The sequence below is a fragment of the Butyricicoccus sp. AF35-5AC genome (genome assembly GCF_003477715.1).
GTDB lineage: Bacteria > Bacillota > Clostridia > Oscillospirales > Butyricicoccaceae > Agathobaculum > Agathobaculum butyriciproducens.
On sequence record NZ_QUDX01000002.1, the window covers coordinates 41,261 to 65,960 of the forward strand.

Below are 24,700 nucleotides of genomic sequence, written 5' to 3' on the forward strand. Positions count from 1 at the left end.
GAAAAGGACGAATATGTATGAAAATGACAACTGCCATTTTTGATTTAGACGGTACGCTGCTCAACTCGCTCGGTGATCTGTGCGACAGCGTAACCTATGCCGTGGAGAAGCACGGCTTTCCGCCGGTGAGCATGGAGCAGACGCGCATCCGCATCGGCAACGGCGTACGCAAGCTAGTCGAGCGCAGCATTCCCGAGGAGAGCCGCACGGACGAGATGATCGACACCTGTCTGGCGGATTTCCGCGCGTTCTACGGCGAGCACATGATGAACCGCACGCATCCGTATGAGGGCATTGTTTCGGTGCTCGAAACGCTCAAGGAGAACGGCGTGACGGTCGGTGTGCTGTCGAACAAGTACGATTCCGCCGCGAAAGCGCTGATTGAGCACTATTTCGGCGATCTGGTGTGCATTACCTATGGCGAACGCCCGAATATCCCGCGCAAGCCGGATCCGACAAGCGTGCTGCAGCTGCTGGACGAGCTGGGCGGCGACAAGGAAACGACCCTCTACATCGGCGACAGCGCGACCGATATGCAGACCGCAGTAAACGCAGGACTGACCGCCATCGGTGTTGCCTGGGGATTTCGCTCGACGGAGGAGCTGCGTGCATCCGGTGCGGACGCGCTTGCGTATGAGCCGAGCGATCTGCTGCCGCTGTTCGAGTACGGCGTGCCCGATGTGAGCAAGGTGGAGAAGGCTCTGACCGGTTACGGCTTTGGTTTCCGCTACTTTGAAACGAAAGATGAGGCAGTTTCCTACTTGAGAGACACCTGTGCAGGCAAATCCGTGTCGATGGGCGGCTCAATGACGATGAAGCAGCTTGGTTTTCCGGAGAACTTTGCGGACAGCACGGACGTGCACTGGCATTGGATCGACAAGGGCGTGTACTGCCAGACGCCGGACGTTTACCTGTCTTCAGCGAACGGACTGAGCGAGACTGGCGAGATCGTCAACATCGACGGCAAGTGCAACCGCGTGGCGGCCACGCTGTTCGGACCGAAGCGCTGCATTTTCGTGTGCGGCGTGAACAAGCTGCGTCCCGACCTGCAGAGCGCCATCGAGCGGGCAAGAAATATTGCCGCTCCGCTCAATGCCAAGCGGCTGAATAAAAAAACACCGTGTGCGGTTGACGGCAGGTGTCACAACTGCGAAAGTCCGGAGCGCATCTGCCGCGCCATGGTCATTCATATGGGCGTGCCGAGCGGATTTGAAAGCTGTGAGGTCGTGCTCATCGGCGAAAAACTGGGATATTAAGGCAATACCGCATAATTGAACAAGAGTGATTTGCGAGTAAATTTTGCGTACTGACGAGGCACAGTTTTGCGGTAATACTTGATGTATTACCGTGAAACTTCGGCAGCGCGGACGGAACTCGCGCAAGGAACCGAAGCCAAAGTCAGAGCACAAAATTTCTGCAAAGCACCGCGGCAGCGCGACCGGAGCCTGCGCGAGGAGCCGCCGCTTTAATTGTGCGGTGTTGCCTTAACAAAAACCCGTGTATTTCTTGTGAAATACACGGGTTTAGTTTATCGAAAAAGTTGAATTTAATTCAATCGCGCGACAGCGCGCATAAAATAGAATTTGCTGTGCAAATTCGTAAAAAGCCGGAGCATGTATCTGGTTTTTTACACTTTTAGAGGGAGAAAGTTTCTGCATAGGAACTTTCGGACGACTTTGGAACGGCCTGCGGTCCGTTCCTGCTTGTCGGCGAAACTGTAGTTTCGCGACAGCCGCAACCCGTGTATCTCTTGTGAAATACACGGGTTTTTGTTAAATGAGCACCTCAAACACCCATACCATCAGCGGCATGGTGAGAATGGAAAACAGCGTTGTGAGCACATACAGTGCGCTGGAATACTCAGCATCGCGGTCATAAAGCTGCGCCATCGAAGTAACGGTAGCGCACGCAGGCGTGATGCACGCGAGATACACGGTCAGCAGAATACTGTGTCCATCCGGAATCCAGCTTGCTGCACCGATGACACGAAGCAGCAGTACCGTGATAATCGGGCAGATAATCAGCCGCAGCAGCACAGGAACATAATGCCGACGGCGCATAAACAGCTGGCGGAGCGGCGTGTCCGCAATGACGATGCCAGCCAGCAGCATGCCGATCGGGCCGACCATCGCGCCAAGCTGAGAGAACAAATCGTTCACCAGACCGGGCAGCGGCAGCCGCAGGATGAACAGTGCACCGCCGATCAAAATGGCGATGATATTGACATTGCCGATGATCTTTTTCCACGCAAAGCCGCGCGTACCGCAGAGCAGACTGCGGCAGTGCGTCCACAGGAGAACCTGCTGTACGACGAGGAACGCACAGGAATAGATCACATAATCCTCGCCAAGCAGTGCCCGCACCAGCGGAATGACCAGAATGCCCGCATTCGTGTAGATGATGCAGGTGCGCTCAATCACATCCAGCCGCAGCGGACGGCGCAGCAGCCGCGCCAGCAGAAGAAGCAGCGCGTGCAGCGCAATCGCCAGTACAAAGGCGTACAGCAATCCGGTAACAACGGCAGGGGTGTAATCCACCTGAAAGGCGTTGATGATGACACACGGCATGACCGCATATACCATCACGACCGACAGCACGCGGCTGTCCGCACTTTTGAGCAGCCGGGCCTTGACGAGCACGCAGCCGATCAGAAGAATGAGAAACAGCTCGGCAATCTGCTGCGCTAAAATAAGACTGATTTGCATAATATCACTTTCACAGCAAAAAGAAGAGGGAAAAGTGGAGAGCACACCGCAGCCGATGTTCTCTCCACTCTTCATTTGAATTGTATTTAGAACAGACCGGTGATCTTACCGTTGTTGTCTACGTCGATCTTCTCCGCAGCCGGAACCTTGGGCAGACCGGGCATGGTCATGATCGAGCCGGTCTCTACAACGACAAAGCCTGCACCGGCAGCCAGACGAGCGGTGCGTACGTTGACAACAAATTCGGTCGGACGGCCGAGCAGCGATGCGTCATCGGAGAGCGAATACTGCGTCTTTGCAACGCAGACCGGCAGGTTGCCGTAGCCCATCTCGGTGATGTTTGCCAACTCCTTCTTTGCGGCAGGCGCGATGGTCACGCCGAGTGCACCGTAAATCTCCTTGGCGATCTTGCGGATCTTGTCCTCGAGCGGGAGCGAATCCTCATACAGCATGTGGAAGTCGGCCTTGCCCTCGTCGAGCACAGCCAGAACCTCGTCGGCCAGCGCCTGACCGCCTTCGCCGCCCTTGGCAAATACCTCGGAGAGTGCTACGCGCACACCGCGCTCGGCACAGTGCTCGCGGATGAAATCCATCTCCTCGTCAGTGTCAGTCGGGAATGCGTTGACGGCAACAACGACCGGTACGCCGAACTTCTTCATGTTATCCAGATGTGCATCCAGATTGCAGATACCGTGCTTCAGCGCATCCATGTTCGGCTGGTTGAGATCAGCCTTGGCTACACCGCCGTTGTACTTGAGCGCGCGGACGGTCGCAACCAGTACGATGCAGTCCGGAGCCAGACCGGCCTTGCGGCACTTGATGTCCATGAATTTCTCTGCGCCGAGGTCAGCGCCGAAGCCTGCCTCCGTGATGGCAATATCGCCCAGCTTGAGTGCCAGCTTGGTTGCCTGCACGCTGTTGCAGCCGTGTGCGATATTGGCGAACGGACCGCCGTGCATCAGGCAGGGCGTGCCCTCGAGCGTCTGAATCAGGTTGGGCTTGATGGCATCCTTCATCAGTGCCGTCATGGCGCCCTCTGCATGCAGGTCGCGTGCATAGATCGGCTTGCCGGTGTAGCTGTATGCCACCAGAATATCACCGAAACGCTTTTTCAGGTCGTCCAGATCAGCGGCCAGACACAGGATAGCCATAACCTCGGACGCTACGGTGATCATGAAGTGGTCCTCGCGCGGCACGCCGTTCACCTTGCCGCCCAGACCGATGGTGATGTTGCGGAGAGCACGGTCGTTCATGTCCATTACGCGGGTGAACACAATACGGCGCGGATCAATGTTCAGCAGATTGCCCTGCTGCATGTGGTTGTCCAGCATGGCGCACAGCAGGTTGTTTGCTGCCGTGATGGCGTGCATATCGCCGGTAAAGTGCAGGTTGATGTCCTCCATCGGAACAACCTGCGCGTAGCCGCCGCCTGCCGCGCCGCCCTTGATGCCGAATACCGGACCGAGAGATGGCTCGCGCAGTGCGATAATCGCGTTTTTGCCCTGTTTGCACAGTGCCTGCCCCAGACCGACCGAGGTCGTGGTCTTGCCCTCACCGGCAGGCGTCGGGTTGATGGCGGTAACGAGGACCAGCTTGCCGTTTTCCTTTTCCTTCACCTTGGTCCACACGTCTGCGGACAGCTTTGCCTTATACTTGCCGTACAGTTCCAGATCATCGGCATCCAGACCGGCAGCAGCGGCAACCTCGGTGATCGGGCGCATCTGACAGCCCTGTGCGATTTCAATATCGGATAACATGAAATTCCTCCTCTATTTTGCAGCGGGTAACATAATATATTCATTATATCAATACTTCGTCCGGTTTTCCATACAAGCACGCGAAAAATTTGCCGAAATTGTTACTCGCAAAGAGGGGTGTGTTGTGGTATCATATAGAAATGTAATTGAGGATGGAAAATGAGTGTGGCAGTGCAAAGCACTGCAATTTAAGGCAACACCGCACAATTAAAGCGGCGGCTCCTCGCGCAGGCTCCGGTCGCGCTGCCGCGGTGCTTTGCGGAAATTTTGTGTCCTGACTTTGGCTTCGGTTCCTTGCGCGAGTTCCGTCCGCGCTGCCGAAGTTTTACGGTAATACATCAAGTATTGCCGCAAAACTGTGCCTCGTCAGTACGCAAAATTTACTCGCAAATCACTCTTGTTCAATTATGCGGTATTGCCTTAATTCCGCCGCTTTGCGGCGATACCTTAATTTCCGATGCTCAATTCTCAATTTTCCATTTTGAAAGGGAGGGGTTTGATGGACGCTGCTCGTTCCATTGTACACTCTGTTACGCATTATATCAAAAACACCGACCTGTATCTGATGCTGCTGGGACTGGTCTGCTCGATCTACGGCATGTTCCTCATTTACTCGGCAACGCTCAACCCGGTGACGGCACTGGACGGCTCGACGAAAAACCTGTATGTACAGGGTGCCGCGATCATTCTCGGTCTGGCGGCATTTATTGCGCTCAGTCTGATCGACTTGGAAAATCTGGGCGACCTATGGAAAATATTCGTGATCGGCAACATTCTGCTGCAATTCCTGCTGTTTACGCCGCTCGGCACCGAGGTCAACGGCCAGCGTGCATGGCTCAATCTGGGCGTGACAAGCCTGCAGCCGGGTGAGCTTGGCAAGCTGATCTTCATCTTCACGATTGCCGCGCACATGACCGAAATACAGGATCATATCACCGAATGGCGCGGACTGGTTTCGGTCGGTCTGCACACGCTGGTAATGATGGGGGCGGTCGTGCTCTCGTCGGGCGACACCGGCATGGCGATCCAGTACCTGATGATCGCGGTTATCATGCTGTTCTCGGCCGGTCTGCCGCTCAAGTGGCTGGGCATTGCCGCCGGAGTCGGTATCGCAAGCGTGCCGATCCTGTGGAATTATGTGCTCAAGGATTACCAGAAAACGCGCATTCTCGTGCTGTTTGACCCGTCCATTGACGTGGAGCAGTCCCGACAGGCGACCTACGGCAAGATCGCCATCGGCTCGGGGCAGTTCACCGGTCAGGGCTGGACCAACGGCACGATGACCCAGATGCAGTATGTGCCGGAGAACCAGACCGACTACATTTTCTCGGTCGCAGGTGAGGAACTGGGCTTCCTCGGCTGCCTGCTTATCATCATTCTGCTGATGGCGCTGATCATCCGTTTGTTTTATGTGGCGTACCGCGCCTCTACGCCGTTTTCGGCGCTGATTGCGGTCGGTGTAAGCGGCATGCTGCTGTTCCAGACCTTTATGAATATCTTTATGAATGTCGGTCTGCTGCCTGTCATGGGTCTGACGCTGCCGTTCTTCTCCTACGGCGGTACGTCTATCGTAACCATGTTCGCCGCGCTCGGCATCGCCGCCGGCGTCAGAATGCGAGAAAAGCCAAGCTGGCTGCAAAACTGATATGGGCATCCCGTCCTATGCATACATTGAAAATGCCAGAAAGGATTTTGTAAAATGACCAGACAACAAGCATGGGAGCTTCTTCGCAGGTACAACGCGGAGCCGTTCCATTTACGGCATGCGTTGACGGTTGAGGGCGTCATGCGCTGTTTTGCGGAGCAGCGCGGCTATGACCCGGAATTCTGGGGCATTGTCGGTCTGCTGCATGACATTGATTTCGAGCAGTGGCCGGAGCAGCACTGTGTCAAGGCATCTGAGCTGCTGCGCGAAGGCGGTGCAGACGAGAGCATTATTCACGCGGTATGCAGCCACGGATGGGCGATTTGCGTGGACATCAAGCCGGAGCACGAGATGGAAAAGCTGCTGTATGCAGCCGATGAGCTGACCGGCCTGATCGGTGCGGCGGCGCTCATGCGCCCGTCCAAGAGCGTGCAGGACATGGAGCTCAAGAGCCTGAAGAAAAAATACAAGGATAAAAAGTTCGCGGCAGGCTGCTCGCGTGAGGTCATCGAGCGCGGCGCGGAGCTGTGCGGACTGACGCTCGAGGAACTGTGGCAGCAAACGCTGGATGCCATGCGTTCCTGCGAGGATTCCATCAACAGGCAGATGGAAGAAATTTAACGAAATATTGTACTTATATGGAATAATCGGGGCATTTGTAATATTACAATGCCCCGGTTTCGTCATATTTCGTTGAAATGTGCCCCGTTTTGTGGTAAAATACCATCAAGAATGCCCGCAGCGGGCATGCAGGAAAGCAACCCATCGGCGAAACAGCATGGAGGTTCAAGAATGCGTTTCAAACGAATGATCGCGGTATTTTTGAGTGCGGCGATATATATGACAGCGGGTGCGGCGGCCGCAGAATTGCCGCAGGATGCTGTGGAGGCAGAAACCACAGCCGTCACGACCGAGACTGCCGCCGAGCGGGATCTGACACAGGATCTGCCGCAGGCGAGAGCGGTCGTCAGCGCGGCAAAGACCACGCATGCGTTTCAGCTCAACGGCAAGGCGGTGACCAATCCGCAGGCGTACTTAATTAACAAGTATAATTATTTCAAGCTGCGTGACGTAGCCTATCTGCTGCGCAACAGCACCGCAGAGTTTGAGGTGGGTTGGGAGAAATCCACCAACGTCATCACCCTGACGACCGGCAAAAATTACACCGCGGTTGGCGGAGAGCTGAATACGGCGGCACTGTCCAGCGCGGCAGGCAAACCCACCACGGCTATCGTCAAGGTGAACGGCAAAAAGGTTTCGTTTGACGGTTACATCATCAACGGAAACAACTACTACAAGATTGCCGATATGGCGGCTGCACTCGGCTTTACGGCGGATTATGACGTACCCAGCCGCACGGTTTCGCTTAAAACACCGACACCTGCACCGATTCCGGCTTCGTTCACGACCGGTGTGTACCGCGTCAATGTCAATTCGGCGCTGACCGTGCGCAGCGGTCCGGGCAAAACCTATTCCGAAGTCGGCGAGTACGCCAAGGATGCTCTGGTTATCGTGGATAAGCTGTCGAACGGCTGGGCGCACCTACTGGACAGCGCAGGCGGCAGCGGCCGTTACTGCAGCGCGGACTATCTGGTGCGCGTAAGAGATTACAATGCGGCGGTCGATAAGCAGACCGAGCCGACTGTCTCCAAGCCGAGCGCACCTTCGACGCCGAGTACACCGGCGACTCCCGCCGAGCCGACGACGCCGACTGAGCCGACAACGCCGGATACGCCCGCCGAGACATTCACAAGCGGCGTGTACCGTGTAACCGTGGACTCCGAGCTGTCTGTTCGCTCGAGCCCGAGCACCTCCGGCACGCTGGTCGGCGTGCTGAAAAGCGGAGCGGAAATCGCGGTTGACAGCATCAGCAGCGGCTGGGCACATATTATGGATAACGCTTCGGGCAGCGGCCGCTACTGTAGTGCGGCTTACCTGACGCGCGTGCGCGACTACGTCAGCGGCGACGAGGATAACGATCCGATACAGCCGCCGCGCACCTCGCACATTGACGGCGTGATGACGGTCATTATCGACCCAGGTCACGGCGGCAGCGATGTCGGCGGGAACAACGGCGGTTCGCTCGATGAGAAGCATGTCAACCTGTATGTGGCGCAGTACCTCAAGCAGTACCTTGAGGCAGCCGGTGCAAAGGTTATCATGGTGCGCGATACCCTTGAGGAAGGCAGCGAGCTGACGCTGCGCGGCGCTGTTATGAAACAGTATGCGTCCTCGGCGGACCTGTTCTTTAGTATCCACCACAATGCAGCCAACACCACTGCACGCGGAGCGGAAATTCTGGCGCAGATTGCGGACAAGAACGGCGGCCCGACCAAAATTCTGGCGCAGGCGCTGCTCGACGAGTACGAAAAGCTGGGGGTTCCGATTCGCCAGATCGTGTTCCGCGAGGGCAGCCACGGCGATTATTATTACACCAACCGTGCAGCAGCGGCGCTGAATATTCCGGCGCTGACGAGTGAATTCTGCTTCATTGATAACGAGGAGGACCAGAAGTTCATCGACAGTGAGGAGGACTGGCAGAAGCAGGCGCGTGCACAGCGCAATGCGATCCTGTATTATTTCACGCAGGTGCAGTATTAAAGAGGCAACACCGCGTCTTTCAGGCGCGGTTTGCTTTAACAGAAGGAGATATTTGTTATGACAGAACGGGCAAAACTGGCACAGGATTTTCACAATCAGGGCTACAACTGCGCGCAGGCGGTGGTCTGCGCGTACTGCGATCTGGTTGGTCTGGATAAGGAGACCGCCTATAAAATGTCGGAAGGCTTCGGCTTTGGCATGGGCTGCATGGAGATGTGCGGCGCGCTGAGCGGTGCGTTCATGCTCGCGGGCATGAAGAACAGCGCAGGAGCGGATCAGCCGGGCACGACCAAGGGTCAGACCTATAAGGTCACGAAAATGCTCAAGGAGAAGTTTGAGCAGAAGAACGGCGCGTATCTGTGCCGCGACCTCAAGGGCGTAGCCGACGGCAATGTACGGCGCTCCTGTCCGGGCTGCATTGAGGATGCGTGTGAGCTGATTGAGGAATACCTCACGAAATAAAAAGAAAATCCCTTTCTCGACTGAGAAAGGGATTTTTTGTGCAATTCGGAGGGTAGCGGCAGGGTGAGGTCACCCCGCCCTACGGTATGTCGTGTGATTATGGTGTATGCGGCAAAACATTTGGCAGAATGTATCGGGTAGGGCGGGATGCCCCATCCCGCCGTTCCACAGAGAATCTGCACGATAACAAATCAAAACTTACAGATTAAACACAATGCCGCATACCGCGCCGATCAGGATAAACACAATCGGATGCAGCTTTTTGAGCTTCCAGATACCGAGCGACAGCACGAGGAAAATAATTATCGCCGGAACATTGATGACCGAACCGATGCTGGCAATACCGGCCCAGTTTTCCGTGTGCAGCAGGGAAGCGGCGAACACCTCGAGCATTGCGCCGAAGATCAGACCCGCGGACGCCGGACGCAGGCCGTAAAAGCCGTTCTGGACCAGCGGAGAGTCGCGGAACTTATCGAGCGCACGCGACACCAGAATGATGATGATGACCGACGGCAGCACAAGCGAGCAGGTCGCTGTGATGGCACCGGGAATGCCGGCTGCGTGGAAGCCTGCGTATGTTGCCGAGTTGACGCCCATCGGACCGGGTGTGGACTCGGAGACCGCAATCATGTCCATCAGATCATTCGGCGTGAACCACGGATACCGCAGCGAAATCTGCTTGAGAAAGGGCAGGGTCGCCAGTCCGCCGCCGATGGCGAACAGACCGGTCTTGAAAAATTCGAGAAACAGCAGTAAAAAAATCATGCGCGTTTCCTCCGGATCATACCGATGATAATACCGGCAGCAGCGGCGATAACGACCATCACAACCGGCGATACGCCGAAGAAAGCGACAGCCGCGAACGTAACGAGCAGGATAACACTGGTCGGAACGTCAACAACGCCCTTTTTCGCCATTTTCCACACGGACTGCAGCACAAGCGCGCAGACCGCGATGCGGATTCCGGCAAATGCGTGCTGCACGACAGCGAGATGCGCAAACTGCTGGATAAATGCGGCAATGATCGTGATAATAATCAGCGATGGCGTGATCATGCCTGCCGTGGCGGCAATGCCGCCGAGAATGCCGTGCGTCTTGTAGCCGATGAACGTGGACGTGTTCACCGCGATAACGCCCGGGGTGCACTGACCGATGGCGTAGTAGTCCATCAGCTCGTCCTCAGTCGCCCAGTGGCGGTTTTCAACGACCTCGCGCTGCAGAATCGGCAGCATGGCATAGCCGCCGCCGAACGTGCACACGCCAATCCTTGCAAACGTGAGGTATAGATCAAGGTAAGGATTCAAATGATACAGTCCTTTCGTCAGGAGATAACTTCAATAGTATACACCCGTTGCCGAAAAATGAACAGAATAATCCTGTTAAGAGAATGAAAAAAACGCTCAAAGCAGCAGCTCCAAGCGTTTTCTGTTTACTTTGCGGGAATGACCTCCAGCCAGTAGCCGTCCGGGTCGGAGATAAAATAGATGCCCATTGACGGATTTTCAAAGCAGATGCAGTCCATTTCCTTGTGCTTGGCGTGTGCGGCATCGAAATCATCCACGCGGAAGGCCAGGTGGAACTCGTTGTCACCGAGGTTGTACGGCTTGTCCCAGTCGCGCAGCCACGTCAGCTCGAGCAGATGCGGCGTTACGCCATCGGTCAGGTATACAATAATGAAGCTGCCGTCCGGTGCGTTGATGCGGCTGGATTCGGTCAGACCGAGAGCCTCCTTATAAAAAGAAAGCGAGCGGTCCAGATCGCGGACGTTGAAGTTGTTGTGTGCAAACGAAAATTGCATAATGATATCCTCCTGATTGCGAATCTACGGTTACTGTACCATGAAGCTGTGAAAATTGCAAGCGGACGGCGAAAAGATACAAAACCGGTTTGCATTTAGTGTTGAAATTTCTACAATGGCTTGCTATAATTAGGTTGAATATTTGCGTCCCAAAAAAGGAGGCAGGGGTTTGAAAAAGAGATTACAGAAGATGCTGGCTCCCAACAGCGTAATGTTTTATGTGCTGTTTTTCCTGTTTGCGGTCGTGGGACTTTATTTCTCCCGCGTGTACGGTGCGGCGGGGATTGTGGTGTGTATCATTCTGCGGATTGTTTCGCTGCGTACGAATGCGGCACGGCGGCGGCAGGTGCAGGAGCTGATGAACAACATCGAGGTAGATGGCGGAGAGATCCGTCCGGCGGTGACACGCTCGCCGCTGCCGACAGCTGTTGCGCTGGCTACCACGGGCGAGATCGTATGGGCGAATGACGCATTTGCGGAAATCAGCGGTCGGGGGACTGCGGTAAGCGGCGTTCGCATGGGCGAGATCGCACCGACGTTTGAGACCGGCTGGCTCATCAAGGGACAGACCGCGTTCCCGGGAGAGCTTGGCATTGGCAAGCGGCAGTACCATGTATTCGGCAGTATGGTGCAGAGCGGTGCGGGACAACTGATGATGCTGCATTTCATCGACTGCACCGAGTTTGTCCGTCTGCGGGATGCGGCTGAGACTACCCGTCCGGCTATCGCGGTTATCGCAATCGACAACTACGAGGAGCTGGTCAAGAACACCACCGACTCGGAAAAATCCAACATTCTGGCGGGCATTGACAAACGTCTGTTTGCCTGGGTGAAGGACTCGAGCGCCGTACTGCGCAAGTACGACCGCGACAAGTATATCTTCGTGATCGAAAACGCTGAGCTGGACAAGCTGGTTGCGCGCAAGTTCTCCGTTCTGCAGGAGGTGCGCGAAATTGAGAACCACGAGGGCGTTGTAGCCACTCTGTCCATCGGTATCGGACGCGACGGCGAAACGCTTGCGGAAAGCTATCAGTTTGCCGGACTCGCTGTCGACATGGCGCTGTCCCGCGGCGGTGACCAGGCGGTTATCAAGAATAAATTTAACTTTGCCTTCTTCGGCGGATTGAGCGAGGAAGTCGAGAAGCGCACCAAGGTCAAGAGCCGCGTGGTTGCCAACGCACTCAGCCAGCTGATCCGCGACTCGTCTCAGGTGCTGGTCATGGGCCACAAGAACAGCGATATGGACGCCATCGGCGCTGCTGCCGGTATGGTCTGTGCCGCGCGCGTCAAGGGCAGACCGGTGCACATTGTTGTGGACCGTCAGCACACCATGGCAAATGACCTGATCGAACGGCTGGAAACCCAGTCTGAGTACAAGGGCGTGTTCATCAGCGCCGAGGATGCGATGATCGCGTGCGATTTCAACACGCTGCTTATCGTGGTGGACGTAAACCGTCCCGGCTATGTGGAGAGCGCGGCGCTGCTCGAATCCATCAACAAGATCGCAGTCATTGACCATCACCGCCGTGCGGCGGATTATATCGAGAACGCAGTCGTATCCCTGCACGAGCCGTATGCGTCGTCCGCATCCGAGCTGGTCAGCGAGCTGCTGCAGTATCTTGTGCCGACCAGCGGCATTCTCACCTGCGAGGCGGAAGCCATGCTGGCGGGTATTTATCTGGATACCAAGGGCTTTGCAACGCGTACCGGCGTCCGCACATTTGAGGCGGCAGCGTATCTGCGCCGCGCAGGTGCGGAGTCGAGCGATGTCAAGCGCCTGTTCCAGTCCAGCTTTGACCAGTATATGGAACGTCAGAAGCTGATCTCGTCCGCGCGCAACTGCGGTCAGGGCGTTATCTTCGCTATCACCGGTGAGGAGGTAGACCGTATTGCGGCCGCACAGGCAGCAGACGAGCTGCTGTCCATCATCGGCACACATGCAAGCGTTGTTGCGTTCCGCAGCGGCGATGATATGGCGGTTTCCGCTCGTGCGGCAGGCCACGTCAATGTGCAGCTGCTGATGGAACGACTCGGCGGCGGCGGCAACCATTCGGCGGCCGGTGCACAGCTGAAGAATACCACGCCGGAGGAGGCCGACAAGCTGATCACGGATGCCATTCGCAGCTACTTCGACGATCAGCGGACCGAAAAGCAGGACGACAATAAATAAAACCGAAAAGCAGGCGAAGCTGTTCGCCGCATTCGATATAGCAAACACAAAAGGAGTAATCACCATGAAAGTAATTCTTAAGGCCGACGTTAAGGGCAAGGGCAAAAAGGGCGAGCTGATCGAGGTCAGCGAGGGCTACGGCCGCAACTTCCTGATGCCGCGCGGTCTGGCAGAGCCGGCAACCGCGGATAACCTGAACGTCAAGAAGGCGCAGGATGAGGCACACGCACGCAAGATCGCACTCGAGCAGCAGGCAGCCCGCGAGGCAGCCGAGAAGCTCAAGGAGAGCCCGGTAAAGGTTCCGGCCAAGGGCGGCACGGGCGGCCGTCTGTTCGGCGCTGTTACCTCCAAGGAAATCGCTGAGGAGCTGAACAAGCAGTACGGTCTGAACGTACCGAAGCAGAAGATCGTGCTCGAGGAGCCGATCAAGACCTTCGGTGTACACCGCGTAAAGGCAAAGCTGTATCAGGATATCGCAGGCGAGATTCTGGTGCAGGTAGTCGAGGCCTAACCTGTACCTATAGGGGGTATCCAATACCCCCTATATACGCCGGTCGGTTCCGGAGAAACCGACCGGCGATACCCCCGGACGCGCCCCAAGGGCGCTGGGTCGGGGGGTAAAAAGTCAGGCGCATGTCCTGACTTTTTACGGACACGGTATTGCCGTGTCCTATTTCATGCCGTGCGTGAAACGCACGGTCGCGGCCGCGGCCGCTATCCTTGCGCGACTTCTTGGTCGCGCTGCGGGCCAATGACTCGGTTTTCCGTTTGGAAAACCTGTCATGTGGTTGCGCTTTGCAAGCAAAGCGGGATTTGATTGACGCAGGCTATGCCTGCGTTGTCATTTTTCGTTCTTCATTCGCAATTCTCCATTTTCCATTTTTATTTTTTAGCGGAGGGAGGTAAGTAAGTGCCCGACGAACTTTTAATGCGGCAGGTGCCGCAGGATCTGACTGCGGAGCAGTCGCTTTTAGGCGCGATGCTGGTCGATCCGAACTGCATTCCCGAGGTCATCGAGCAGGTGCGCGCCGATGATTTTTACGCGGAAGAAAACAAGCGCATCTTTGAGACTATCTACTCGATGTTCAACGGCGCACAGCGCATTGACCCGGTAACCGTTCTGGATATGCTCACGCGCATGGGCTACTACGACGAGGCCGGCGGCCGCGCGTATCTCTTTCAGCTGATGGAGGTCACGCCGGGTGCGCGGAACGTCAACGAGTACGTCCGCATCGTGCGTGACAAGAGCCTGCTGCGCCAGCTGGCGGATGCGGGCAGCGAGATTCAGCAGAACGCCCTCGAAGCCCACGGTGAAGCCTCCGGCATTGCCGAGCTGGCGGAGCAGCGTATTTACAGCATCCGTCAGGGACGTGAAATTAAGGGTCTGTCACGGCTTTCTGAGGTTATCGCTGATCTGTATACCGAACTGGACGAGCGTGCCCGGTCGGACAGTGAAATTCCCGGCATGTCCACCGGCTTCCACGCGCTGGACACGGCGCTGACCGGTCTCAATAAATCCGACCTGATTCTCATTGCGGCACGACCCGGCATGGGCAAGACCGCGTTTGCGCTCAATGTGGCGCTCAATGCGGCTAAGGCAAGTGTTAAGAATAAGGAGCGCGGCGACAAAAAGGGCACCGGCGTGTGCGTGTTCCAGCTTGAGATGGGCAAGGAACAGCTGGCCAGCCGTTTCCTGTCAAGTGAGGCGCTCATTGAGTCGCAGAAGCTGAAAACCGGTAATCTGGACGGTGACGATTGGGTAAAGATCGCGCGTGCGTCCGGCGTACTGGCAGGACTGAATATCTATGTGGACGACAATCCGGCCATCACGGTTGCGGAGATCAAGGCGAAATGCCGCAGACTGGGTGACGAACTCGGTCTGATCGTCATCGACTATCTGCAGCTGATGCACGTCGGCGGCCGTCACATGGATAATCGTGTGCAGGAGGTCGCAGAGATTTCACGTTCGCTGAAAATTATGGCGAAGGAACTCAATGTTCCGGTCGTGTGTCTGTCGCAGCTGTCGCGTGCGTCCGAGCAGCGCTCGGATAAGCGCCCGATGCTGTCCGACCTGCGAGAGTCCGGCGCGATCGAGCAGGACGCTGACATCGTTATGTTTATCTACCGCGATGATTATTACGATGACGAGAGCGAGAACAAAAATATCGCAGAAATTATCATTGCGAAAAACCGTCACGGTGCGACCGGCACCATTGAGCTGCAGTGGGTCGGTCAGTACACGACCTTCTCCAACCCGGACCGCATTCACGAGGAGTAAGCCATGCTGGATACGGTAAAACGAACGATTTCCGACTATACGATGCTCGAAACCGGCGAAAATGTGCTTGTCGCCCTGTCCGGCGGTGCGGATTCCGTAGCGCTTCTGCTGAGTCTGCGCGAGCTGGGGTATCCTGTGCGGGCGTTTCACCTCAACCACTGTCTGCGCGGTGCAGAGTCCGACCGGGACGAAGCCTTCTGCCGCAGGCTGTGTGAGAAGCTCGGCGTGAAACTGACGGTCGAGCGCGTGGACATAGCCGCTGCCGCAGGCGATTCCGCGGTAGAGGAGACCGCGCGGCGTATTCGCTATGCGCGGCTGGAGCATGCCGCGCATGGAGACAAAATCGCGGTGGCGCATAATGCGGACGACAATCTGGAAACCATGCTGTTCCATCTGGTGCGCGGCACAGGTGCGAAAGGTCTCACGGGCATTCCACCGGTGCGCGGACGTATTATCCGGCCTCTCATTGAGATCGAACGGCGGGAAATCGAAGCCTTTCTGCGCGAGCGCGGACAGGATTTCGTGACGGACAGCACCAATGCGGACACGGCTTATACGCGCAACCGCCTCCGTCAAGAGGTCGTTCCCATTCTGCGGGAATTGAATCCGCAGGCGGTGCAGGCGGCAGCACGGCTTTCGCGTCAGCTTCGGCAGGACGAGACTTGCCTGCAGAGTTATGCACAGACCTGTGTACAACTTTGCGCAGTCGGGAACGGCGCATGGAAGATTCAGCCTCTGCGGGAGGCCGCATCGGCGGTTCGCAGCCGAGCATTGCGTCTGCTGCTCGAAAACGCGGATATGCCGCTCAAAGACGTAACCGCAAAGCACATTTCAGCGCTCGAGCATCTGTTGGAAACCGCGTCTCCGTCTGCGGAAACCGATTTACCGAACGGCTGTTTCGCAAGACGTGAATATGACGTTCTGCGCATCATTCCCAAGGCGGAAACCGCGGTCGAGCGGCCGGAAATCCCGTTTACCGTACCATTCGCAGGGATGATCTGGAAGGACACGGTAAGGCTGACTGCAAAGAAATTAGAAAAATCCGAAGTTTTTTACAAAACATTCAATACTTTTTGTCTGGATTGTGGTACAATAGATTTTGAATCGCTGTGTGTTCGCACACGACGCACCGGAGACACTCTGCGGCTGACCGAAAACGGAGGCAGCAGATCGCTCAAAAAGCTGATGATCGACCGAAAGATTCCGCGCTATATGCGGAATGCGATGGCCGTTATCGCGGATAAAAACGGCGTGATCGCGGTGCAGGATATCGGTGCGGACTGCAGCAGAACAGCCAAAAATAACGCAAATACACTGCAGATTACAGTAAAGGGGTTATCAAAAAATGGCTTATAATATGCGAGATGACATCAAGGAAGTTTACTTTACCGAGGAGCAGCTTCACGAAAAGGTAGCAGAGCTGGGTGCGCGTATCACGGAGGATTACCGCGATAAGAACCCGCTGATCGTCAGTGTGCTCAAGGGCTCCTATGTATTCATGGCAGACCTGACCCGTGCCATTGATACGCCGTGCAACGTGGATTTCATGGTCGTATCCAGCTACGGCAAGGGCACCAAGACCTCCGGCGAGGTGCAGATCATCAAGGATATCGCACAGCCGATCGACGGCCGCGACCTGCTGATCGTGGAGGATATTCTGGATTCCGGCGTAACGCTGCACTATCTCATGCAGATTCTGGCAGCACGCGGCGCGAACTCCATCCGCCTGTGCACGCTGCTCTCCAAGCCGGAGCGCCGCAAGATCAACGTCGATGTGGATTACCTCGGCTTTGAGATTCCGGACGAGTTCGTAGTCGGCTACGGTCTCGACTACGCGGAAAAGTATCGCAATCTGCCGTATATCGGTGTACTTAAGCCGTATGTTTACGGCGGCGAGTAATTTAGGGAAGAGGTGTTAAACCGATTTGAAAGGCAAAATGAAAGGCTTCGGCCTTTACCTGATCATACTGGTGTGCCTGCTGGCGGGCGTCAGCTATGTGGTCAGCCAGACACAGCAGACAGAAACGCTGTCCTATAATCAGATCTACAACTACTTTATGGATGGCGATGTTGACCAGTACGATGTGGACGACACCACGCTGACCATGCATCTGAAAAAGGAAAACCAGACGTACACTTACGATTTGGGCGACTACAGAAGCGTGTTCTATAATGATCTGGGCGAGACCATTCAGCAGCAGATGCGGGATGGCACGCTGACCAAGGTCGATTACCGCACGGCGACCATTCCGTGGTGGGCACAGTTCCTGCCGTATGTGATCCTGATCGTGCTGCTGATCGCGTTCTGGTACTTTATGATGAACAAGCAGTCCGGCGGCGGAGCAGGTCCGATGCAGTTTGGCAAGGCCCGTGCAAAGCTGGCGCAGGACGATAAGCGCAAGGTCACCTTCAATGATGTGGCAGGCGCGGACGAGGAAAAGGCCGAGCTGCAGGAAATTGTCGAGTTCCTCAAGAATCCGCAGAAATTCGTGCAGATCGGCGCGCGTATTCCGAAGGGCGTGCTGTTGGTCGGCCCTCCGGGCACCGGTAAGACTCTGATCGCGCGTGCGGTTGCAGGCGAGGCGGGCGTACCGTTCCTGTCTATTTCGGGTTCGGACTTCGTTGAGCTGTACGTCGGTGTCGGCGCATCGCGTGTGCGCGACCTGTTCGAGCAGGCCAAGAAGAACGCGCCGGCTATCGTGTTCATCGACGAGATCGACGCAGTAGGCCGTCAGCGCGGCGCAGGTCTCGGCGGCGGCCATGACGAGCGCGAGCAGACGCTCAACCAGCTGCTCGTTGAGATGGACGGCTTTGGTGCAAACGAGGGCGTTATCGTCATCGCAGCCACCAACCGCAAGGATATTCTGGATAACGCACTGCTGCGTCCGGGCCGTTTTGACCGTCAGGTCTATGTCGGCGCACCGGATGTCAAGGGTCGTGAGGCTGTCCTCAAGGTACATGCCCGCAACAAGCAGTTCGACCCGGATGTCAAGTTCTCTGAAATTGCCAAGACGACCGCCGGCTTCACCGGTGCAGACCTCGAAAACCTGCTCAATGAGGCAGCACTGCTTGCGGCACGCCGCAACAAGAAGCTGATCTCGCAGGAGGAGATCGAGGAATCGCTGCTCAAGGTCGTTATGGGTGTGGAGAAGAAGAGCCACATCATCAACGAGCACGACAAGCGCCTGACCGCGTACCATGAGGCCGGTCATGCGATCTGCTTCCACGTTCTGCCGACGCAGGATCCGGTACACCACGTTACCATTATCCCGCGTTCGTCCGGCGCAGGCGGCTTTACCATGCCGCTGCCCGAGGAGGATCAGGCCTACCGCACCAAGAAGTATATGGAGGAGTACATCATCGTTTGTCTGGGCGGCCGCGTGGCCGAGCAGCTGACGATGGAGGATATCTCCACCGGTGCTTATGGCGACATCAAGCAGGCAACCCAGATGGCCCGCGCCATGGTCACCAGCTACGGCATGAGCGAGCGTATCGGCCCGATCGACTACGGCTCGGATAATGGCGAGGTATTCCTCGGCCGTGATCTGGCAGCCGGCAAGGGCTATTCCGAGGTTAAGGCGGCGGAGATCGACGACGAGATTCACCGCATTATCGAGCACGCATATCACGCCTGTGAAAAGCTGCTGAGCGAGCACATGGACGAGATGAAGCGCGTTGCCGAGTATCTCATCCGCAACGAAACGATGGACGGCGAGACCTTTGTTAAGGTCTATAACGGCGAAATCGTTCCGGATAAGATCGTCGGTGAGGATCTGATGACCGAGCTGCAGCAGGAGCTGCACGCCAAGGTAAGCAAGCCTGCGGAATCCGCAGAGGAGCTTGCCAAGGTTGAAGAAGCCGAAAAGGATCTCGACCCGGATAAGCAGGATCAGTAAACATTCACAAAACCCCACAGAAAATTCTGTGGGGTTTTTCCTTGCCTGAAATGTCAAATACTCTTGACATTTTGCTGTCCGCCTGTTATCTTTAAGATGTAAAGAGAACTTTACATTTTAGCGAACAGCATCAAGGGTAGGAGGTGCTTTTATGCGGTGGAATTTGTACACATCAGCCGAGAAAATGCAGGTATTGTGGGTCTGCATCGGCTTGCCGGTGCTTCTGCTGGCGGCATGGCTGGTAAAAGACTGGATGGATGCCGGAAGATCGAAAAAGGCCCGCAGGATCGCCAAAGCACTCGGCAGCAAGACCGATGAGATGGAGCACGCTATCATCACACAGGCACAGGCGGTCGCATACCGGGTGACGCAGGCGGGAATCCTGGCGTGCCTGTATTATCGGCTGCTGGTAAAAGGGCAGGCGGCAATGGAGTTGTGTGCGCTGCTGGTCGTGTCCGGCATGGTGGAGGCGGCTATTATGCTTGTGCAGACGTTCCGCAAAGCAAAGGACGACGAGGAGCATCCGCCGAGACTGACTTTCCTTATCGCAAAGCTGATGTTCTGTGCGGTGCTGATCGGATTGGCCATCGGAATGACGGTTCTAACGCAAAACTGGTAGGAGGTGCGCTTATGAGCTGGGATATGTACGATATGACACAGAAGGTGCAGGTTGTTGTGGTTGCGATTGTGCTGCCGCTGGTCATTCTTGCAGCGAGCCTGTGGCACGACTGGGTAGAAGAAGGACAATCGCCGCGAGCGAGAAAAATCATGAAAGACTGGGAATGGAATATCGATGAGATGGCGCACGCCGTCAATGTGAAGGGTCGCTTGATTGGCTACCGTGTGCTGCAGGCCGGTGTTATCATTTATCTTGGTTACAGCCGCTTTTTCTGTGATTATCGCTCGATTGAACTCAGTGTCCTGGCAATCGTGTCCATTGTTGCTGAGGTGCTGTTTATTATCATCAAAACCATTCGCAATATGGCGGGCGATGAGGATAAAACGCAAATGTGGAAACAGATGGGACACAGTGTGTTCAATAATCTGATGTATCTGTGGATTGTGGTGAAGGTTTTCTGGATGTAGGGAGGTGCACCTATGTTTACAACCGAAACCGGTATAGGCGTGGTCGTAATGGTCGTTTTTGCGGCAATCTGGCTGGCTTTTATGCTCTGGGAGGACTGGGGACAGGCAGGAAAGACTGCTCGTGCACGCGCTTCCGCGAAAGCTAACGGCTGGGAGCAGGACGAAATGCAGAACACGATCACACGCAATGGTGCGATTATCGCCTATCGCCTGATGACGGTCGGACTGTTCGTGGTGATGTTGGTGGATATCATTGCATTCGGCAAAAATGTGAGCGAGTTTGCGATTCTGTGGTTCGTGTGCATGGTGTTCGAGGGTGTTTACAGAACAATCGCGACCTACCGTGCCGCAAAAGACGACGAGGAAAATCCGTTGTCTAAAAGTGCGCTTGCCGGGGATATTGTAAAGCATATTTGCATTCCGGTCGTGATATTCGCAGATTTGATATGGAAGTTCTGGCGCTGAAGATGAAGAACAACATTAAAGAACTCCGCAAGGCGCGCGGCCTGCGGCAGGAGGACATGGCAAAGCTGCTCGGGGTATCGCGGCAGACCATCGTGGCGATGGAGAACGATAAGTATGACCCGACCCTCGAGCTGGCGATTAAAACCGCGCGGCTGCTGGAACAGCCGGTGGAGAGTATATTCTTCCTCGATGAAGAACCGTGAAAATTGAGAATTGAAAATGGAGAATGAACGTATAGATGGGGCATTTCCCATTCTCCATTCCTGCATGAAAAAAGGACTTCCCGCAGGAAGTCCTTTGAGGCTGTCGAAAAACTAACGTTTTCCGAGCAGCCTCTCGCTCGAAACCACGCTTTCGAGCGAATACTGAAGAAAAACCGCGCCCTACGGGCACATTTTTTCTTCCCTTGTATAAATTCCGAGATACATGCTCCCGGAATTTATGAATTTGCTCCGCAAATTCTATTTTATGCGTGCTGCCGCACGAAGCGTAAAAATTAAAATAATATTTTTTGACAGACTGAAAGGACCTCCCGCAGGAAGTCCTTTTTTATAGCACGGATTTATCCAATACCGCCCGGGATAATAAAGCTGAAGAATACGACGAGTGCGGCAAGGAAGATATACACATATTTTGCAAGCGGCGCAAACGCGCGGCTGAGCGGCTTGCTGCGGCCGTTCATCAGCTCCTGCTCCATCTTGTCGATGCCGAGCACCCAGTACGCCATAACCGCACCGAGGATAGCGCCGATCGGCACGACGTAAATGGTGATAACGTCCATCAGCGTACCCATGAGCGTATCGCGCTCGATAAACAGGCCAACCGCCAATGCGGCGCCGCACGACAGCAGGACAGCGGCTTTTCGGCTCAGCTTGAGGCGCGTCTGCGCGGCTTCAGAGACTGCTTCCAGCATGTTCGCCAGTGAGGTAATGCCCGCGAACAGCACGGAAATAAAGAAGAAGAACGCGAACAGACGGCCGAACGGCATCTGCTGGAATACACGCGGCAGGGTGATGAACAGCAGCTTGGGGCCGGAGGCCGGGTCCAGACCGAACGCGAACACGCTCGGCAGGATGGCGAAGCCCGCCAGCATAGCCGCGCAGGTGTCGAGCACGGCCGTCATGCAGGACGAATGTACAACATCCTCATTTCTCGGCAGGTAAGAGCCGTAAATGATCATGCCCGAGCCGGTGATCGACAGCGAGAAGAACGCCTGACCCATCGCCATGATCCATGTGCGCGGGTTCAGCAGATACTCCCACTGCGGTACGAGCAGGTATTTGTAGCCTTCGATCGCATTCGGCAGGAAGGCTACGCGGATAGCAATAATGATGAACAGGATGAAGAATGCGGGCATCATCACCTTGTTGATCTTTTCAATGCCGCCGGACACGCCGAAGATCAGCACAGCCGCCGTCAGCAGGATAACCAGGGTGTGCCACGGCACACTGGAAAAATTCGTGCTGCTCATTTCCGTGAAGAACTGCTCCGGTTCGGTGCTCATCAGCGAGCCGGTCAGTGCACCGAACGCGCTCCGCAGCACCCAGCCGACGATGATGGCGTAGCCGATGGCAATACCGAGCGAGCCGAGCAGCGGAATCGTACCGAGAATGGCGCCGCCCTTTTTGCCGCGGGACTTCATCGCAAATTCATACGAGCCGATCGGACCTGTGCCGGTCATACGGCCAAAGGCGAACTCGCCGGACAGGCCGACATAGCCGAACAGTGCGATAAACAGCAGGTAGGGGATTAAAAAAGCCGCGCCGCCGTATTGACCGGTGCGGTAAGGGAACATCCAGATGTTGCCCATGCCGACCGCAGAGCCGACCGCCGCCAGCACAAAGCCGATTTTTGAGGTAAAGGTTCCGTTTTCGTTTTTCTGATGCATAATAAAACTCTCCGATTGTTTACAGATGTAAACATAGTATAACACAAAATAAAGCAAAAAGCCACTTACACTTTTCACAGGAAAAGCGGGAGCTTTTGACAGAAGTAACAAAACACTCGTCGGAATTTAGGGAAATTTATCAGTTATTCTCTTGCGTTCAATGGTTTGATATGGTATGATAAATGAGCGTGAAAAAGACAAGTGTCTTTTTAGGGAGGACAGACATCGCATGATAAAACCAAAGTATTATCTCGTGGAGCGCACCCTGCTGCCGGAGGTATTTCAGCGCGTGATCGAAGCGAATGAAGCCATCGCTTCGGGCAAGGCGGCTACGGCAAGCGAAGCGGCAAAGATCGCCGGTCTGTCGCGCAGTGCGTATTATAAATATAAGGACGGCGTTCGTCCTTTCTTTGAGGCGACCACCGACCGTATCGTCACCTACCATTTCATGCTGCACGATCAACCGGGTGTTCTGTCGAGCATTCTCGGACTGATGGCACGCTCGGGTGCAAACCTGCTGACGGTGAACCAGTCCATTCCGATGCGCGGGATGGCATCCGTCACGATTTCGGCCCGCACCGGTGAGATGAAATACTCATCCGAAGAGCTTGTGCATCGCGCAGAAGCAATGGAAGGCGTCAGCAAAGTGGAAATTCTGGCATCTGAATGACCGTCCGGCGGTATACAGAACGCTAATTTAACTGATGAAAGGAAATCAGCATATGATTAAAGTAGCAATCATGGGACACGGCACTGTCGGTTCGGGCGTATACGAGGTTTTCGACATGAATGCCGAAAAGATCGCCAAGACCGTTGGCGAGCCGGTTGAGGTAAAGTATGTCCTCGACCTGCGCGACTTCTCCTCTCTGCCGTATGGCAATAAATTTGTAACCGATTTTTCTATCATCGAGAACGACCCCGAGGTAACAGTCGTTGCCGAGGTAATGGGCGGCGTGGGCGCTGCTTACCAGTTCACCAAGCGCTGCCTCGAGGCCGGCAAGAGCGTATGCACCTCCAACAAGGAGCTGGTTGCTACCAAGGGTGAGGAGCTGCTGGGGATTGCCGAGGAGCACGGTGTAAACTACATGTTCGAGGCATCCGTCGGCGGCGGCATTCCGGTCATCCGTCCGATGCTGCAGTGCCTGGCTGCCAACGAGTTTAACGAAATCTGCGGCATTCTGAACGGCACGACCAACTACATTCTCACCCAGATGATCCACAACGGCGTTACCTTTGCGGATGCGCTCAAGCAGGCACAGCTCAACGGCTATGCCGAGAAGGACCCGACCGCTGATATCGAGGGTCACGACGCCTGCCGCAAGATCTGCATTCTGTCCGACCTTGCTTACGGCGATAAGTTCGATCCGGATCAGGTTTCCTGCGAGGGCATCACTAAGATCACCCTCGAGGACGTAGCAAACGCCGACAAGCTGGGCTGCGTTATCAAGCTGCTGGGTCGCTCGGTCCGCTGCGAGGACGGCACCGCTTACGCTTATGTTGCACCGCATCTCATCCACAAGGAAAGCCCGCTGGCCGCTGTTGAGGATGTATTCAACGCCATCATGATCGACGGCAATGCGACCGGTGAGGTTATGTTCTACGGCAAGGGCGCCGGCAAGCTGGCTACCGCTTCCGCTGTTGTTGCCGATATGCTGGACAGCATCGAGCACAAGGACAAACGCCGCCGTATCTTCTGGGGCGATGGCTCCAAGCACCTGCTCCGTCCGCTGGATACCCTGCAGAGTGCATGGTACGTTCGCTTCAAGGGCGCACAGAAGGATGTTGAGGAGCTGCTGCCGGTTGAGAGTCTGACTGAGCCTGCTGAGGGCGTATTCGTGGTTCAGACCCGCAAGCTGTCCACCGCAGAGATGGACACCGCAGCAGAGAAGCTGAACGCACGCGGCGAAGTCCGCGCGGCAATGCGTATTCTGTAAAGGAGAGAAAATACA

Annotated in this window: 23 protein-coding genes; 17 read left to right on the forward strand and 6 right to left on the reverse strand. The window is 55.6% G+C overall.

Going from position 1 to position 24,700, the window contains the following annotated elements; all coding sequences use genetic code 11:
• Nucleotides 1-17 precede the first annotated feature (17 nt).
• The gene (locus DWZ82_RS15520; RefSeq protein WP_243022877.1) at nucleotides 18-1,256 is read left to right on the forward strand and encodes an HAD-IA family hydrolase; all 1,239 of its coding nucleotides are present in this window, start codon (nucleotides 18-20) and stop codon (nucleotides 1,254-1,256) included.
• Between the two features lie 516 nt (nucleotides 1,257-1,772).
• Here DWZ82_RS15520 and DWZ82_RS03665 read toward each other — a convergent pair.
• Nucleotides 1,773-2,705 (reverse strand): AEC family transporter, encoded by a 933-nt coding sequence (locus DWZ82_RS03665; RefSeq protein ID WP_118478854.1) that lies wholly within the window; start codon nucleotides 2,703-2,705, stop codon nucleotides 1,773-1,775.
• Nucleotides 2,706-2,791: 86 nt separating this feature from the next.
• Entirely contained in the window at nucleotides 2,792-4,462 is a 1,671-nt protein-coding gene (locus DWZ82_RS03670) for a formate--tetrahydrofolate ligase (protein WP_118478856.1), read from the reverse strand.
• A gap of 499 nt (nucleotides 4,463-4,961) precedes the next feature.
• Here DWZ82_RS03670 and DWZ82_RS03675 point away from each other — a divergent pair, with 499 nt between their 5' ends.
• From DWZ82_RS03675 to DWZ82_RS03690, 4 genes are all read left to right on the forward strand, one after another.
• Nucleotides 4,962-6,107: an FtsW/RodA/SpoVE family cell cycle protein gene (locus tag DWZ82_RS03675; protein ID WP_158575072.1), complete on the forward strand. Its 1,146-nt coding sequence runs from the start codon at nucleotides 4,962-4,964 to the stop codon at nucleotides 6,105-6,107.
• Nucleotides 6,108-6,161: 54 nt separating this feature from the next.
• Entirely contained in the window at nucleotides 6,162-6,728 is a 567-nt protein-coding gene (locus DWZ82_RS03680) for a hydrolase (RefSeq protein ID WP_118478860.1), read from the forward strand.
• A gap of 171 nt (nucleotides 6,729-6,899) precedes the next feature.
• A complete protein-coding gene (locus DWZ82_RS03685) occupies nucleotides 6,900-8,708 on the forward strand; it encodes an N-acetylmuramoyl-L-alanine amidase (protein ID WP_158575073.1) in 1,809 nt (602 codons plus the stop codon).
• A 57-nt stretch (nucleotides 8,709-8,765) separates the two neighbouring features.
• Nucleotides 8,766-9,170: a C-GCAxxG-C-C family protein gene (locus tag DWZ82_RS03690; RefSeq protein ID WP_118478864.1), complete on the forward strand. Its 405-nt coding sequence runs from the start codon at nucleotides 8,766-8,768 to the stop codon at nucleotides 9,168-9,170.
• A 198-nt stretch (nucleotides 9,171-9,368) separates the two neighbouring features.
• Here DWZ82_RS03690 and DWZ82_RS03695 read toward each other — a convergent pair whose 3' ends face one another.
• The 3 genes from DWZ82_RS03695 to DWZ82_RS03705 all read right to left on the reverse strand — a co-directional run bounded on the left by DWZ82_RS03695 (nucleotide 9,369) and on the right by DWZ82_RS03705 (nucleotide 10,968).
• A complete protein-coding gene (locus tag DWZ82_RS03695) occupies nucleotides 9,369-9,935 on the reverse strand; it encodes a chromate transporter (RefSeq protein ID WP_118478866.1) in 567 nt (188 codons plus the stop codon).
• Nucleotides 9,932-10,474: a chromate transporter gene (locus DWZ82_RS03700; RefSeq protein ID WP_117751790.1), complete on the reverse strand. Its 543-nt coding sequence runs from the start codon at nucleotides 10,472-10,474 to the stop codon at nucleotides 9,932-9,934. The genes DWZ82_RS03695 and DWZ82_RS03700 overlap by 4 nt, the downstream gene beginning before the upstream one ends.
• A gap of 125 nt (nucleotides 10,475-10,599) precedes the next feature.
• A complete protein-coding gene (locus DWZ82_RS03705; RefSeq protein WP_118478868.1) occupies nucleotides 10,600-10,968 on the reverse strand; it encodes a VOC family protein in 369 nt (122 codons plus the stop codon).
• A gap of 169 nt (nucleotides 10,969-11,137) precedes the next feature.
• Here DWZ82_RS03705 and DWZ82_RS03710 point away from each other — a divergent pair, with 169 nt between their 5' ends.
• The 10 genes from DWZ82_RS03710 (at nucleotide 11,138) to DWZ82_RS03755 (ending at nucleotide 21,066) form a co-directional block, all read left to right on the forward strand.
• The gene (locus DWZ82_RS03710) at nucleotides 11,138-13,138 is read left to right on the forward strand and encodes a DHH family phosphoesterase (RefSeq protein WP_118478870.1); all 2,001 of its coding nucleotides are present in this window, start codon (nucleotides 11,138-11,140) and stop codon (nucleotides 13,136-13,138) included.
• Between the two features lie 64 nt (nucleotides 13,139-13,202).
• On the forward strand, nucleotides 13,203-13,649 hold the full coding sequence (gene rplI, locus DWZ82_RS03715; protein ID WP_110436125.1) for a 50S ribosomal protein L9: 447 nt from the start codon (nucleotides 13,203-13,205) through the stop codon (nucleotides 13,647-13,649).
• Between the two features lie 399 nt (nucleotides 13,650-14,048).
• Nucleotides 14,049-15,416: a replicative DNA helicase gene (gene dnaB / locus DWZ82_RS03720; protein WP_188886039.1), complete on the forward strand. Its 1,368-nt coding sequence runs from the start codon at nucleotides 14,049-14,051 to the stop codon at nucleotides 15,414-15,416.
• Between the two features lie 3 nt (nucleotides 15,417-15,419).
• Nucleotides 15,420-16,772: a tRNA lysidine(34) synthetase TilS gene (tilS, locus tag DWZ82_RS03725; RefSeq protein ID WP_118478872.1), complete on the forward strand. Its 1,353-nt coding sequence runs from the start codon at nucleotides 15,420-15,422 to the stop codon at nucleotides 16,770-16,772.
• The gene (hpt, locus tag DWZ82_RS03730; protein WP_243022094.1) at nucleotides 16,762-17,316 is read left to right on the forward strand and encodes a hypoxanthine phosphoribosyltransferase; all 555 of its coding nucleotides are present in this window, start codon (nucleotides 16,762-16,764) and stop codon (nucleotides 17,314-17,316) included. Before tilS ends, hpt begins: the two co-directional genes overlap by 11 nt.
• 37 nt (nucleotides 17,317-17,353) lie before the next feature.
• Entirely contained in the window at nucleotides 17,354-19,312 is a 1,959-nt protein-coding gene (ftsH, locus tag DWZ82_RS03735) for an ATP-dependent zinc metalloprotease FtsH (protein WP_118479254.1), read from the forward strand.
• 151 nt (nucleotides 19,313-19,463) lie between these two features.
• Nucleotides 19,464-19,931 (forward strand): hypothetical protein, encoded by a 468-nt coding sequence (locus DWZ82_RS03740; protein ID WP_118478874.1) that lies wholly within the window; start codon nucleotides 19,464-19,466, stop codon nucleotides 19,929-19,931.
• Between the two features lie 11 nt (nucleotides 19,932-19,942).
• The gene (locus DWZ82_RS03745) at nucleotides 19,943-20,398 is read left to right on the forward strand and encodes a hypothetical protein (RefSeq protein WP_118478876.1); all 456 of its coding nucleotides are present in this window, start codon (nucleotides 19,943-19,945) and stop codon (nucleotides 20,396-20,398) included.
• Between the two features lie 12 nt (nucleotides 20,399-20,410).
• A complete protein-coding gene (locus tag DWZ82_RS03750) occupies nucleotides 20,411-20,863 on the forward strand; it encodes a hypothetical protein (RefSeq protein ID WP_118478878.1) in 453 nt (150 codons plus the stop codon).
• 2 nt (nucleotides 20,864-20,865) lie between these two features.
• Nucleotides 20,866-21,066 carry a helix-turn-helix transcriptional regulator gene (locus DWZ82_RS03755; RefSeq protein ID WP_118479256.1) on the forward strand — a complete coding sequence of 67 codons (201 nt, stop codon included), beginning with the start codon at nucleotides 20,866-20,868 and terminating at the stop codon, nucleotides 21,064-21,066.
• 359 nt (nucleotides 21,067-21,425) lie between these two features.
• On the opposite strand, the gene DWZ82_RS03760 is transcribed toward DWZ82_RS03755, so the two are convergent.
• Nucleotides 21,426-22,751: a sodium-dependent transporter gene (locus tag DWZ82_RS03760; RefSeq protein WP_118478880.1), complete on the reverse strand. Its 1,326-nt coding sequence runs from the start codon at nucleotides 22,749-22,751 to the stop codon at nucleotides 21,426-21,428.
• Nucleotides 22,752-22,980: 229 nt separating this feature from the next.
• Between DWZ82_RS03760 and DWZ82_RS03765 the strand changes: the two genes are divergently transcribed.
• On the forward strand, nucleotides 22,981-23,421 hold the full coding sequence (locus DWZ82_RS03765; protein WP_117489913.1) for an ACT domain-containing protein: 441 nt from the start codon (nucleotides 22,981-22,983) through the stop codon (nucleotides 23,419-23,421).
• A gap of 52 nt (nucleotides 23,422-23,473) precedes the next feature.
• Nucleotides 23,474-24,685: a homoserine dehydrogenase gene (locus DWZ82_RS03770; RefSeq protein ID WP_118478882.1), complete on the forward strand. Its 1,212-nt coding sequence runs from the start codon at nucleotides 23,474-23,476 to the stop codon at nucleotides 24,683-24,685.
• Nucleotides 24,686-24,700 lie beyond the last annotated feature (15 nt).